This is a genomic window from Belnapia sp. AC561, assembly GCF_979252845.1.
Genome location: NZ_CEEDBP010000008.1, coordinates 138,190 through 150,570 on the forward strand (window position 1 = coordinate 138,190; position 12,381 = coordinate 150,570).

General features: G+C 71.0%; 10 protein-coding genes and 1 pseudogene. 6 read left to right on the forward strand and 5 right to left on the reverse strand.

Annotation, left to right across the window (positions count from 1 at the left end):
* Window positions 1-56: 56 nt before the first annotated feature.
* The 3 genes from AC0IW9_RS09390 to AC0IW9_RS09400 all read left to right on the forward strand — a co-directional run bounded on the left by AC0IW9_RS09390 (window position 57) and on the right by AC0IW9_RS09400 (window position 4,137).
* Entirely contained in the window at window positions 57-977 is a 921-nt protein-coding gene (locus tag AC0IW9_RS09390) for an EamA family transporter (protein WP_471647969.1), read from the forward strand.
* Between the two features lie 16 nt (window positions 978-993).
* The gene (locus AC0IW9_RS09395) at window positions 994-1,518 is read left to right on the forward strand and encodes a putative pterin-binding protein (RefSeq protein WP_471647970.1); all 525 of its coding nucleotides are present in this window, start codon (window positions 994-996) and stop codon (window positions 1,516-1,518) included.
* 96 nt (window positions 1,519-1,614) lie between these two features.
* The gene (locus AC0IW9_RS09400) at window positions 1,615-4,137 is read left to right on the forward strand and encodes a putative bifunctional diguanylate cyclase/phosphodiesterase (protein WP_471647971.1); all 2,523 of its coding nucleotides are present in this window, start codon (window positions 1,615-1,617) and stop codon (window positions 4,135-4,137) included.
* A 43-nt stretch (window positions 4,138-4,180) separates the two neighbouring features.
* On the opposite strand, the gene AC0IW9_RS09405 is transcribed toward AC0IW9_RS09400, so the two are convergent.
* The 5 genes and pseudogenes from AC0IW9_RS09405 to AC0IW9_RS09425 all read right to left on the reverse strand — a co-directional run bounded on the left by AC0IW9_RS09405 (window position 4,181) and on the right by AC0IW9_RS09425 (window position 9,218).
* Entirely contained in the window at window positions 4,181-5,236 is a 1,056-nt protein-coding gene (locus AC0IW9_RS09405) for an Ldh family oxidoreductase (RefSeq protein ID WP_471647972.1), read from the reverse strand.
* Between the two features lie 12 nt (window positions 5,237-5,248).
* Complete coding sequence (locus tag AC0IW9_RS09410; protein WP_471647973.1) at window positions 5,249-5,980, reverse strand: enoyl-CoA hydratase/isomerase family protein; 732 nt, start codon at window positions 5,978-5,980, stop codon at window positions 5,249-5,251.
* Window positions 5,977-6,303 carry a DUF4387 domain-containing protein gene (locus AC0IW9_RS09415; protein WP_471647974.1) on the reverse strand — a complete coding sequence of 109 codons (327 nt, stop codon included), beginning with the start codon at window positions 6,301-6,303 and terminating at the stop codon, window positions 5,977-5,979. The genes AC0IW9_RS09410 and AC0IW9_RS09415 overlap by 4 nt, the downstream gene beginning before the upstream one ends.
* Window positions 6,304-6,306: 3 nt before the next feature.
* The gene (locus AC0IW9_RS09420; RefSeq protein WP_471647975.1) at window positions 6,307-7,665 is read right to left on the reverse strand and encodes an acyclic terpene utilization AtuA family protein; all 1,359 of its coding nucleotides are present in this window, start codon (window positions 7,663-7,665) and stop codon (window positions 6,307-6,309) included.
* Between the two features lie 12 nt (window positions 7,666-7,677).
* A pseudogene (locus tag AC0IW9_RS09425) lies at window positions 7,678-9,218 on the reverse strand (LLM class flavin-dependent oxidoreductase).
* Here AC0IW9_RS09425 and AC0IW9_RS09430 point away from each other — a divergent pair.
* Genes AC0IW9_RS09430 through AC0IW9_RS09440 form a run of 3 tightly spaced genes read left to right on the forward strand, consistent with a single transcriptional unit; the run spans window position 9,192 to window position 12,349 of the window.
* Window positions 9,192-9,677, forward strand: coding sequence for a MarR family transcriptional regulator (locus AC0IW9_RS09430; protein WP_471647976.1), 486 nt, complete (start codon window positions 9,192-9,194; stop codon window positions 9,675-9,677). The pseudogene AC0IW9_RS09425 and the gene AC0IW9_RS09430 sit on opposite strands and share 27 nt — an antisense overlap.
* Window positions 9,658-10,788, forward strand: coding sequence for an HlyD family secretion protein (locus tag AC0IW9_RS09435; protein ID WP_471647977.1), 1,131 nt, complete (start codon window positions 9,658-9,660; stop codon window positions 10,786-10,788). Before AC0IW9_RS09430 ends, AC0IW9_RS09435 begins: the two co-directional genes overlap by 20 nt.
* On the forward strand, window positions 10,781-12,349 hold the full coding sequence (locus AC0IW9_RS09440; protein WP_471647978.1) for an MDR family MFS transporter: 1,569 nt from the start codon (window positions 10,781-10,783) through the stop codon (window positions 12,347-12,349). The genes AC0IW9_RS09435 and AC0IW9_RS09440 overlap by 8 nt, the downstream gene beginning before the upstream one ends.
* Window positions 12,350-12,381 lie beyond the last annotated feature (32 nt).

The following is a 12,381-nucleotide window of genomic DNA, read 5'->3' on the forward strand; positions in this document are numbered from 1 at the left end:
GGCGCCCGATCGGTCTCGGCGCGCCACTCCCGCATCCAGGCAAGATCGTATCAGGGATGGAATGGCAGGAGCGCTCGGCGGCTGCCCTGGCCGGACGGCGCTCGCTCCACTGGGGCATCGCCACGGCCCTGGGCGGCTTCCTGGTGCTGGCGGCGCAGGATGCGACGGTTAAGCTGCTGACGGCCAGCCTGACCCTGCCGCTGATCCTGGCGGTGCGGAGCGCGGCGATCCTCGGCCTCAGCCTGGCGCTGGGTGGGCGGCGGCTGCTGCGGTCCGTGTTCCTGAGCCCGCTGCGGCTGCTGCTGCTGCGCCGGGCGCTGGTCAACCTGGTGGCCTGGTCGGCCTATTTCACCGCGGCGCGGAGCCTGCCGCTGGGGCAATTGGCCTCCTTCCAGTTCCTCGCCCCGCTGATCGTGGTACTGGCCTCCGGCTGGATGCTGGGCGAATTCAGCGGGCTGCGGCACCGGCTGCTGGTGGTGCTCGGCACCAGCGGGGCGCTGGTCAGCGGCGGCTCGCTGGGCTTCGCCTGGCAGCCGGCGCTGCTGCTGGCGCTGCTTGCGGCGGTGCTCTGGGCCTATTCGGTGATGCTGACCCGGCGGCTGGCCCGCACCGAGGGGCCGCTGGTGCAGCTGACCGCGACCCATCTGCTGTTCCTGGCGGTGCTGGGGCCGCTGGCGCTGTCCGGGCCGGTCGCGCCGGTGCTGGCGGAGGCCCCGCTGCTGCTGCTGGTCGCGGTTCTGGGCGGGGCCGGGCAATATGCACTGTTCACCGCCGCACGATCGGTGCCGGCGCCGGTGATGGCGCCCCTTGAATACACATCGCTGCTGTGGAATTTCATCCTCGGGTATATGCTTTGGCAAAACGTGCCTGGTCCGATGTTTCTGTTCGGAGCCGGGCTGATCGTCCTAAGCTGCGTCGGCATGGTCGTCGGGCTCAGGGGCGGCAGCGCGACCCTTGCTGGCCGGAACGGCCGCTGACCGACGGAGAGGCGACATGGCGAAGATGCGGCGGTACGTGGTGATGGGGCTGGGGGCCGTGCTGGCGGGATTCGGCCTGGCCACGGCCCAGCCGGCCGGCGGCCCGCTGGCGGAGCCCACGGGGCGCATCATCCTCGCCGTATCCGGCAAGATCAGCGTGACCAACGACGGCGATTCGGCGAAATTCGACCGGGCGATGCTGGAGGAGCTGGGCATGGTTAGCTTCACCACCGCAACCCCCTGGTACGACGGCACGGTGACCTTCGAGGGCGTGCCGATGGCACGGCTGCTCCAAAGGCTGGGCGCGCAGGGCGAAACGGTGCAGGCCATCGCGCTGAACGATTATTCGACCGAGATCCCGGTGGCCGATTTCGCCCGCTGGGGGGTGGTGCTGGCCCTGAAGCGCGACGGCAGCTACCTGACCATCCGCGACAAGGGACCGCTTTTCATCGTCTATCCCTACGATACCAATGCGGAGCTGCGGTCCCCGCGCTATTATGGCCGTTCCGCCTGGCAGGTCGCCAGGCTGGTCGTCCGCTAGGGCTTGATCGGGTGGGGATTCGACCGTCACGCTTCGCCGCGTCCTGCCAGCCACGCGATGGGGCGTGGCAGCCCCTGGCGATTGGGCCCTAGCGCCATGGATCTGCCGCCCGGCCTGACTGTGAACCTGCGGCCGTCGCCCGGCACGTCGCTGTCGCGCTTCCCCCGCTTCGGCTTCTTCGTCGTCATCGCCTTCCTGGCGATCGCCGCGGCCTATACCTCCGTCCTCATCCTCCAGCGGCAGCAGTCGCTGCGCGCCGTCTCCCGCTACAACGTCACCTGGCTGGTCAGCCAGTCGGCGCTGGAGGTGGCGCGGCTGCAGGCGGCGATCGGCAGCTACCGGCTGCAGCCGGACGAGGAGGGGCTGGAGAATGTCCAGCTCTGGCTCGATATCGTCGCCAACCGGTCGCAGCTGCTGGGCGGCGGCGAGGTCTGGCCCTTCATCCGGGCCGAACCGGAACGCGAGGCGACCGTCGCGCAGCTCAGGCGGGCGATCGCCACCGCGCAGCCGATGCTGGAGCGGCTGCGCGAGCCGGCCGTCGCCGACCGGCTGCTGGCGCTGCTGAACGACCTCAATCCGCGGCTGACCCGGCTGGCCTCGGCCTCCTACAGTACCGGCAACGACCAGATCGCCGCGGATATGGAGCATCTGGCGCGGCTGCACTGGATCTTCTCCGGGGTGCTGATCACGCTGCTGCTCTGCTGCTGCGGGCTGATCGCCACGCTGATGTACCACAACCGGCTGGTCCGCAGCGCCAACCGGGAGGTGAATGCCCTGGTCCAGGACCTGACCCGGACCGGCCGGCAGCTCGCCACCGCCAAGGAGCAGGCGCAGGAGGCGATGGGCGAGGTGCAGCAGCAGTACCGCGCGCTGCGGCTGCGCGATGCCGAGCTGAACGTGCAGAATGCCCGTTTCGATGCCGCCCTGAACAACATGTCCCAGGCGCTGTGCATGTTCAGCGCCGAGCGCCGGCTGATCGTCTGCAATACCCGCTTCATCGAGCTCTTCGGCCTGGACGAGGAATTCGCCGGGCCGGGGGCGACGATCGATTCGCTCTTCGCCGCCATGGTCGCCGGCGGGCGCTTCGATGCCGATGTGCTCGGCGCGGTGCGCTCCGCCCAGGACGCGCTGCTGGCCGAGGTGCGGCCGGGGACCTTCTTCCGCGAGGGGCCGGACGGCCGGGCGATCGCCGTCTCCCACCAGCCGATGGCCGATGGCGGCTGGGTCGCCACCTACGAGGACATCACCGATCGCCGCCGGGTCGAGGCGCGCATCACCTTCATGGCGCACCACGACGTGCTGACCGGGCTGCCGAACCGGCTGCTGTTCCGTGAGCGGATGGACGAGGCGCTGGCCTCGCGGCGGGCCGGGGAGCAGAACCTGGCGCTGCTCTTCCTCGACCTCGACCACTTCAAGAACGTCAACGACACGCTGGGCCATCCGGTCGGGGATGCGCTGCTGCGGGAGGTGGCGCGGCGGCTGCGCGCCTGCGTGCGGGAGGGCGACCTGGTGGCACGGCTGGGCGGCGACGAATTCGCCGTCCTCCAGGCACCGAGCCGCCAGCCGGAGCATGCCGCCACCCTGGCGCAGCGGCTGGTCGAGGTGGTCTGCGCCCCCTACGAGCTTTCCGGCTATCGCGCCCAGGTCGGCGTCAGCATCGGCATCTCCCTGGCCGGGATGCAGGGGCGGGACCAGGAGGAAGGGACCGGGCACGGCTATGCCGGGACCGCCGACCAGCTGCTGAAGAATGCCGATATGGCGCTGTACCGCGCCAAGGCGGATGGGCGGCGGACCTGGCGCTTCTTCGAGCGCAGCATGGAAGCCGAGCTGCAGGAGCGGCTGGCGCTGGAGGCCGACCTGCGGGAGGCGCTGCCGCTGAACCAGCTCGAGGTCTGGTACCAGCCGATCTTCGGGCTGGCGGCCAATCGGCTGACCGGCTTCGAGGCCTTGCTGCGCTGGCGCCACCCGACGCGGGGCATGGTCTCGCCCGGGATCTTCATCGAGATCATGGAGGAGATCGGCCTGATCGAGGCGGTTGGCCGCTGGGTGCTGGAGCAGGCGACGCGGGAGGCCAATACCTGGCCGGCGCCGCTGAAGGTGGCGGTCAACCTTTCCCCGCTGCAGTTCCGGGCGCCGGATGTGGCGAGCAGCGTGCTGGAGGTGTTGAAGGCCTCCGGCCTCGCGCCGCAGCGGCTGGAGCTGGAGATCACCGAATCGGCGCTGCTGCAGGCCGATGGCGGGGTGGCGGATATCCTCGCGGCCTTCCGCAATACCGGCATCCGCACCTCGCTGGACGACTTCGGCACGCGCTATTCCTCGCTGAGCTACCTGCGCAGCTTCCCCTTCGACAAGATCAAGATCGACCAGTCCTTCGTGCGGGAGATGGCGACGCGGCACGACTGCCTCGCCATCGTCAATTCGGTGGCGCACCTGGCCAACCAGCTCGGCATGGCGACGACGGCCGAGGGGGTGGAGACGGCGGCGCAGCTCGCGGCGGTGCGCGAGGCGGGCTGCACCGAGGCGCAGGGCTACTACTTCGGCCAGCCGGAGACGGCGACGGAGCTGCGGCGGTGGTTCGAGGAACCGAGCCGGTCGGCGCCCTTCCTGCGGATCGCCTAGGAAGCGGGGTCGGGGAGGGGAAGGGCTCCTCCCCAGGCCGGCTTCAGCCGGCGAAGCCCAGCCGCTCCGCGATCCCCCCCGCCTTGGCCAGCGCGCCGAGCTTGGCCCAGGTAGCCTCCTCGATCTCGATGCCCTCGCTGCCACGCCTGGTTTCCTGCCGGTGCTCGATCTCGCCGGGGTAGAGCACGCCCTGGCTGCCCTTGGCCGGGGGCGTGTCCTTCAGGTAGTGGGCGAAATCGGCGACCTCCTGGCGGAAGGTCAGCAGCGGGCGGAAGGCCTCCACCTTGATGGCGATCAGGAAGCAGCCGTCGTTGTGCCGGCCGCTCGGCTCCACGCCGAAGCCGAGGCCGGTCAGGATGCCGCAGAAGATCTCCCCCATCGCCGCCAGCGCGGTGCCCTTGTAGCCCTCGCCCGGGCCGCCGAGCGGCAGCAGCGCGCCGCCGTTGATGCCCTTGGGGTCGGTGGTCAGGTCGCCCTCCTTGTCCACCACCCAGCCGAGCGGGATCTCCTGGCCGCGCGCCTCGGCCAGCTTGATCTTGCCCATGGCGACGGCGGAGGTGGCGAAATCCATGCAGAAGGGGCCGTCGAGGTCGGACGGCACCGCCATGGCCCAGGGATTGGTGCCGAGCCGGGCGGTGCGGCCGCCGAAGGGGGCGACGCCCTTGGGGGACCGGCCGCTATCGGCCCAGGCCATGCCGATCATCCCGGCGCGGGCGGCCATCAGCGGGTAGCTGGCGAGGCGCCCGACATGGCCCTGGCGGAAGACCGTGGTGGCGGCGATGTTGTTCTTCTCGGCCTTCTCGATGGTCAGGGCCATCGCCTTCTCGTTGGTGACGTAGCCGAAGCCCCAGTTGCCGTCGACGACGGTGGTGGTCGGCGATTCCTGCACGATGGTGAAGGGCGCGCCGGGGACGATATGGCCGACCCGCACGCGCTCGATGTAGTTCGGCAGCATGATGACGCCATGGCTGTCGTGGCCGGCGAGGTTGGCGGCGACGCAGTGGCGGGCGACGGTCGCGGCCTCGTCCGCCGGCACGCCATTGGCGACGAGCAGGGCCTGCCCGATCTCGCGGAGCTTCTCGGCCTGGATCTTCGGCATGGGTTTCTCCCTTCAGCTTTTGCGGCGTGCGGCGACCGCGGTGCGGTAGTCGAGGATGCGTTGTTTCAGGCCCGGGCGGGCGGCGGAGCGGACCAGGGCGGCGAGGTCGGCATCATCCTCGGCGCGGGAGGTCCGCCGGTGCAGGGCGGCGACGGTCTGCGGGTCCAGCCGGGCGGCGGATTCGGCCGCGGCGGCGATGGCGGCGGGGAGTGCCTCGGCATCGAGCGTCGCGGTGGCGAGGCCGGCGGCCAGCGCCGCCGCGGCCGGCACCTCGGCCCCGGCAAGCAGCATGGCCCGCGCCCGGTCGCGGCCGACCAGGTTGGCGAGGCGGTTGGTCCCCAGCACCAGGCCGAAGGCCGGGCCGGGGAAGGCGAAGCTGGCGCCGGTGAGGGCGATGCGGTGGTCGCAGGCGGCGAAGAGGTCCGCCCCGGCGCCGAAGGTGCGGCCGCTGGCGATGGCCATGGTGCCGACCGGCGCGGCATGGATGCGCTGCAGCAGCGCCTCGATCCGCACCACCCGCAGCAGCAGGTCGCCGTCGCTCAGGCTTTCCAGATCCGTCAGGTCGAAGCCGGTGCAGAAGTGCCGGCCCTCGCCGCGCAGGATGACAAGGCGGGCGCCGCCGGCGAGGGCGCGGTCGAAGGCTTCGGTGAGTTGCTCGACCAGCTCGGGGCCGAGGGCATTGCCGCGATCGGGGCGGTTCAGGCTGAGGGTGGTGGCGGTGTCGGTCGTGGTGGTGAGAATCACAAGGGCCAACCTTCCAGAGGCACGTCCACATCGAGCATCGGCGCATGCTGCTGCGCGCCATAGACATCGGTGTCGCCGATGTCGCCGGCCGGGACCAGCCGCGGCAGGGTTGCCTTGAAGGCGCGGCCGGCGGGGTAGGGGGTGAACAGGACATCGGCGGCCTCGACGCCATAGAGCCGGGCGAAGAGTTCGGGGCAGAGCACGCCGCTTGCGCGCACCTGCTCGAAGAGCGCGTCGCTCTCGAAGACCAGGTCCAGGGTCAGGTCGAAGGGGCCGGCGTTCTTGCTCTTGCAGACCTTGGCGATGTCACGGATCAAGGCCATCGCTCAGATCCTCTCGTGCTCGATGGGGAACATCTCATACGGGTCGTCGGGCAGGACGACATGCGACATGCTGAAGCGGAAGACCTCCCCGGCCGAGAGGTCCGACGGCGAGAAGGGGATGGCCATGTTGCCTTCCTTGCAGAGCCGGCCGGGAAAGTCGCTGTGCAGCATGCTGGTGCGGGACAGCGCGACGACCGCCTGCGCCACCTCCTCCGACTGCCCGACGACGTCGAGCACGAAGCCCAATTCATGGCCGCGGATCTGCCGCACCGGCTCCCGCCCGGCCATGACGCCGTCCTTGCCGTAGGTGTGGATGGCCAGCCGGTACTCCTCCGGCGCGATGTCGAGATCCTGCGCCTTGCCGCGCACCAGCTCCCGCACCAGGCCGAGGAAATGGTCGAGCTGGCCGATCAGCACCGGGTCGCGGGTGCCGCAGATGGCCAAGGCCCGGTGGCCGAGCTTTTCCGCCGCCTCGATCTTCACGGTATAGGCCTCGGCCGGTTCCCAGCGCATGCCGGTGACCAGGGTCGCCTTGTCGGAGACCGCCTCGAAGCGGCAGTCGCTGGTATCGAGCGTGCCGCCGGGCTCGACATGGCGGATCGGCGAGGCATTCTCGTGCAGCGAATGGTTGGCGACCGACATCGGCGTGCAGGCCCGGTTGCCCATCGGCTCGCAGATGATGCCGTCCTCCCGCACGATCACATGCAGGCAGTCCGGCCCCTTCGGCAGGGCGGGGGCGGGGCCGCATTCCAGCATCTTGCCGGCGTACCAGGCCGGGCCGGGCGGCAGCTGCGCCCGCATGGCATTGGCGGCGAAGGGCGCGGGGTCGCTGCTGCGGCCGCCGAGCACGACCTGGGCGCCCTGGTCGAGCGCCCGCATGTAAGGCTCCGGCCCGCACATGCCGACGATGCGCGTCGCCCGATCGACCGTCGCGGCATCGAGCGGCGCCATGCGGCCGAGCGGCTTTGTCCGCCCCTCGGCGACACGGCGCCGGATCAGCGCCTTGTCCTGCTCGGCATGGATCAGCGCCAGGTTGAAATGCAGGCCCTCGTCGCGGGCGATGTCGCGGACCATCTGCGCCACGATCTGCAGATGCGGCTCGCCGCCGGCGCCGCCGCAGGTGCCGATGACCATGGGCACCCTGTGGCGGATCGCGGCGATCAGCATCAGCCGCAGGTCGCGCTTCATCGCCCGCAGCGAGACGAAGGGCCTGCCGCTGCCGAGGTAGTAGGGCCCGGGGTCGCTGCTGCCGCCGTCGCAGCCGATCATGTCGACGCCCCGCTCCAGCGCCGCGTTCAGCGAGGCTTCCGGGTAGCCGTAGCCGAGGATGCCGCTGGTCGAGACCATCCGGAATTCGCGCATGTGCTGGCCCTCCTACAGCCGCATCGTCGGCGCGCCGCGCGCGACGGATTTCGGCAGGCCGAGGTTCTCCCGCAGCGTGGTCCCGGCGTAGTCCTGGTGGAAGACGCCGCGCCGCTGCAGCTCCGGCACGACATACCGGGAGAAATCCTCGTAGGCGCCGGGGCGGTGGGTGGCGGCGACGACGAAGCCGTCGCAGCCCTCGCCCTGGTACCAAGCCTCCATCTCGTCGGCGACGTCGCTCGCAGTGCCGCAGAAGACCGGCATCTCGTAGATGGTGCCGCGGCCGCTCTTCTCGATGAAGTGGCGCGGCGTCGGGTTGTTCGTGCCCGATGCGGCGATGATGCGGTCGCGCAGCGCGTGCTGGCCGGTGATGCCGGCCATGTCGGCATCGGTCAGCGCATCGTCGAGCCCGTGCTTGGAGAAATCAAAGTTCAGGATCTCGCCGAGCAGGCAGAGCGCATCCTCCGGCTGGGCCAGGGTCGCCAGATAGGCTTCCTTCTCCTTCGCAATGGCCCGCGTCTCGCCGACCACGGCATAGATCGGCGGGGCGATGCGGACACTGTCGGGGTCGCGGCCGGCCGCCGAGACGGCCGATTTCAGCTCGGCATATTGGGCCTTGGCGATGGCCAGGGTCTTGTAGGAGGCGAAGACCAACTCGCCCCATTTGGCCGCGAACAGCTTGCCGCGGCCGCTCTGCCCGGCCTGGATCACCACCGGCTGGCCCTGCGGCGAGCGCGGCACGGTGAAGGGCCGCGGCTGTTGAAGTACTTCCCCTGGTAGTCCAGGCGATGGACCTTGTTGGGGTCGGCGAAGGTGCCGCCGCGGCGGCGGTCCAGCACCAGCGCGTCGTCCTCCCAGCTCTGCCAATGGCCGAGCACGCATTCGATGAACTCGTCGGCGCGGTCGTAGCGCTCGTCGTGCCCGGGGTGCTCGGTGCGCCCCATGTTGCGGGCTTCCGAGTCGTTCAGGCTGGTCACCACGTTCCAGGCGGCGCGGCCGCCGATCATCAGGTCCAGCGTGGCGAAGGTGCGGGCGACGTGGAAGGGCTCGTAGTAGGTGGTGGAATAGGTGCCGCCGAGGCCGAGGTGCCTGGTCGCCAGCCCCATCGCGGTCAGCAGCGGGATCAGGTCCATCTTCACGCTGCGGATGCCGTATTCCACCGCCGGGCGGTGGTCGTTGCCGTAGATGTCGGGCATCGCCAGCCGGTCGTCGAAGAAGGCCAGGTGGAACTTGCCCTCCTCCAGGGTGCGGGCGATCCGCATGTAGTGCTCGGCGGTGAGGAAGTCTGGGATGGCCTCGGCATGGCGCCAGGAGCCTGGGTAATTCGAGCAATTCTGCGCCTGGAGGAAGGCGACCAGGGTCATGTCGCGGCGCCGGCGGTCGGCCATGGGGTGCTCCCGCGTATCGTTTATTGGGACGTTCGGGCCAGCATGCGACCGGCCCGGCCCGGCGACCACCCCCAAATCGTACGACGGGAGGCAAACATCTAGCTTCCTAGCTATTCGCATGCGGTCTAGCCTTGCCCCATGCGGGACGGCTCGACGCTTGCCCATACCCAGTGGCGGATCGGCATCACCATCGCGCAGATCGCGCGGCGCTGGCGCGGCCGTCTGGATGCGCGCATTGCCGAATTCGGGCTGACCGAGGCGCGCTGGCTGGCGCTGCTCGCGCTGGCCCGGGGCGGCGACGGCATGACCCAGAAGGACCTGGCGCATCGGCTGCTGATCGAGGGGCCGACCCTGGTCCGCACGCTCGACTGGCTGGAGCGGCAGGGGCTGGTCGAGCGGCGGGAATCGACCCAGGACCGCCGCGCCAAGACCCTGCACCTGACCACGCGGGCGATGCCGCTGATCCAGCGGATCGAGGCGGCGGCGACGCTGGTCCGCGCCGAGATCCTGACCGGCATCCCGGAGGAGGAGCTGGCCGGGTGCCTGGCGGTGCTGGAGCGGGTGGCGATCGGCCTGGCTGCCGCCCCGGCCGCGGAGGCCGGCGATGGACGTCGGGCCGGCTAGCAGCCCGAGGGCCGCGCTGCGGCGGCCACTGGCGCGCCGGCTGCGGCCGCTGGCGGCGGGGCTGGCGATCCTGGCGCTGCTGGCGGCGGCCGGCTGGTATGTGCATCGCTTCATGACCCTGGTCTTCGTCGACGATGCGCGGGTCGCGGCCGACATGATCACCGTCTCCTCCCGCGTGCCGGGCTGGGTGGCGGAGGTGAAGGTCATCGCCGGCGACCAGGCGGCGGGCGGCAGCGTGCTGGTCCGCATCGACAGCCGGGAGCAGGCGCTGTTCCTGGCCGAGCTGGAGGCGCGGCTGGCCAGCCTCGACGCCCGGCGGCGGGAGCTGGAGGCGCGGGCGGCCATGGTCGACCTGCAGACCAGCAGCCAGCAGGCCGGAAGCCGGGCCAAGCTGGAAGTCTCGCGCGCCGCGCTGCCCTCGGCCGAGGCGGAGCGGATCTATGCCGAGGCCGAGTTCGGCCGGGCGATGCAGCTGATGAACAGCGGCAGCGGCACCCGCCAGCGCTACGACCAAGCGCGCAGCGGGCTCGATACCGCGCGGCAGAAGGTGCTGGGGGCCATCGCCGAGATCCAGAACGCCGAGGCGCAGATCGCCGCGGCGACCGCGGCGCGGGAGGAGCTGAACGTGCTCCGCCGCCAGCTCGACGGGCTGGACCCGCAGGCGCGGGAGCTGGCGGCGCAGCGCGACCGGGTGGCGCTCGATATCCGCGACCGCACCATCCTGATGCCCTTCGACGGCATGGTGGACCGGGTCTTCATCGACCCGGGCGAGTATGTCGCCGCCGGGCAGCGGGTGCTGATGCTGCACGACCCGGCGCGGGTGCGGGTCGAGGCCAATGTGCGGGAGACGGATATCCGCCACTTCCGCCCCGGCACGCCGGTGCGGGTCACGGTGGATGCCATCCCCGGCCGGGTCTTCGAGGCGGTGGTGGAGCGGGTCGGCGGCGCCGCGACCAGCGAATTCGCCCTGCTGCCGAGCCCGAACCCTTCCGGCAACTTCACCAAGATCACCCAGCGCCTGCCGATCCGCGTGGCGCTGCGGCCGGCCCCCGAGGCCGGGCTGCTGCGGCCGGGGATGATGGTGCAGGTCGAGGCGGCCGCGGTTGAGTGATGCGGCGCCGCCGCGGCGGACGCTCGAGAGCCTCGGCGCCCGCTTCGGCCCGTCCTATCGCTGGCTGGTGACGGTCGCGGCGATGATCGGAACCATCGCCACCATCCTCTCCTCCACCATCGTCAACGTGGCGCTGCCCGACGTGATGGGTGCCTTCGGCATCGGCCAGGACCATGCCCAGCTTCTCTCCACCGGCTTCCTCGCGGCGGTGACGGGCACCATGCTGCTGAATGCCTGGCTGGTGGACAGCTTCGGCTGCCGCGCGACCTATGCCGGCTCGGTCGCGCTGTTCCTGGTGGGATCCGCGGTCTCCGGCCTGGCGCCGAACGAGGGGCTGCTGATCCTGGGACGGATCCTGCAGGGCGCCTCGGCCGGGATGCTGCAGCCGCTGGCGATGCAGATCATCTTCCAGGTCTTCCCGCCGGAGAAGCGCGGCTCCGCCATGGGGATCTATGCGGTCGGCATCGTGCTGGCGCCGGCGCTGGGGCCGACCATCGGCGGGCTGATGGTCGACAACTACGGCTGGCGCAGCGTCTTCTTCCTGGCGGTGCCCTTCTCCATCATCGGGCTGGCCATGGGCCTGGTCTACATGCCGGACCGGGCGGGGGAGGGGCCGCGGCGGCCCTTCGACCTGCTCGGCTTCCTGCTGCTGATCCTGGCGCTGGCGGCGCTGCTGACCGGCCTGTCCAGCGGGCAGAAGGAAGGCTGGGGCGCGCGGCGGGTGGATGTGGAACTGGGCGTGGCGCTGCTGGCGACGCTCGGCTTCCTGGCCTGGGAATGGCGCTGCCCGGCGCCGCTGCTGAACCCGCGGGTCTTCCTCCACCGCGGCTTCGCCGGGGCCTTCGCCGTGGCGCTGGTCTATGGCGCCTGCATCTTCGGCACGACCTACCTGCTGCCTTTGTTCGTGCAGACCGTGCAGGGCTATACCGCGACGCGGGCGGGCATGGTGCTGATGCCGGCCGGGCTCGTCATGGTGGTGGTCTTCCCCATCGCCGGGCGGCTGGCGGACCGGGTGCCGGTCTGGCAGCCGATCGCCGCGGGGCTGCTGCTGTTCGCCGCCTCCTGCTGGCTGCTGCGCGGGGTGCATACGGATACGCCCTTCTGGCAGCTGGCGATCTGGATCCTGGTCGGCCGGGTCGGGCTGGGCCTCGCCATGCCGAGCATGAATGCGGGCGCGCTGCGGGCACTGCCGCCGCGCTTCCTCGGCCAGGGGGCGGGGGGCATCAATTTCGCCCGGCAATTCGGCGGGGCGCTGGGGGTCAACCTGCTGTCGATCTGGCTGGAGCGGCATGCCGAGCTGCATGCCCAGGCGCTGACGGCGACCCAGGACGGCGGCGGCGCGGCGACGCTCGACTACCTCCGGCTCGTCCAGGGGATGCTGGCGCAGGAGGGCGTGCCGGCGACGGAATTGCTGGCCGGGTCCTACGAATATCTCGGCCGGGTGGTGCAGGCCCAGGCGGGGATGCTGGCCTTCCGCGACAGCTTCCTGGCGGTCGCCATCGCCTGCCTCGTGGCGGTGCTGCCGGCGCTGGCGCTGCGGCGGGGCCGGGCGGCGGCCTGATGGGCCGCAGGCCAGCAGGACTCAGGCCAGCG

What these genes read in the sequence shown, in the direction of transcription:
- AC0IW9_RS09390 (WP_471647969.1), top strand. Translation starts at nt 57, where the DNA reads ATGGAATGGCAGGAGCGCTCGGCGGCTGCCCTGGCCGGACGGCGCTCG.
- AC0IW9_RS09395 (WP_471647970.1), top strand. Translation starts at nt 994, where the DNA reads ATGGCGAAGATGCGGCGGTACGTGGTGATGGGGCTGGGGGCCGTGCTG.
- AC0IW9_RS09400 (WP_471647971.1), top strand. Translation starts at nt 1,615, where the DNA reads ATGGATCTGCCGCCCGGCCTGACTGTGAACCTGCGGCCGTCGCCCGGC.
- AC0IW9_RS09405 (WP_471647972.1), bottom strand. Translation starts at nt 5,236, where the DNA reads ATGCCGAAGATCCAGGCCGAGAAGCTCCGCGAGATCGGGCAGGCCCTG.
- AC0IW9_RS09415 (WP_471647974.1), bottom strand. Translation starts at nt 6,303, where the DNA reads ATGGCCTTGATCCGTGACATCGCCAAGGTCTGCAAGAGCAAGAACGCC.
- AC0IW9_RS09420 (WP_471647975.1), bottom strand. Translation starts at nt 7,665, where the DNA reads ATGCGCGAATTCCGGATGGTCTCGACCAGCGGCATCCTCGGCTACGGC.
- AC0IW9_RS09430 (WP_471647976.1), top strand. Translation starts at nt 9,192, where the DNA reads ATGCGGGACGGCTCGACGCTTGCCCATACCCAGTGGCGGATCGGCATC.
- AC0IW9_RS09435 (WP_471647977.1), top strand. Translation starts at nt 9,658, where the DNA reads ATGGACGTCGGGCCGGCTAGCAGCCCGAGGGCCGCGCTGCGGCGGCCA.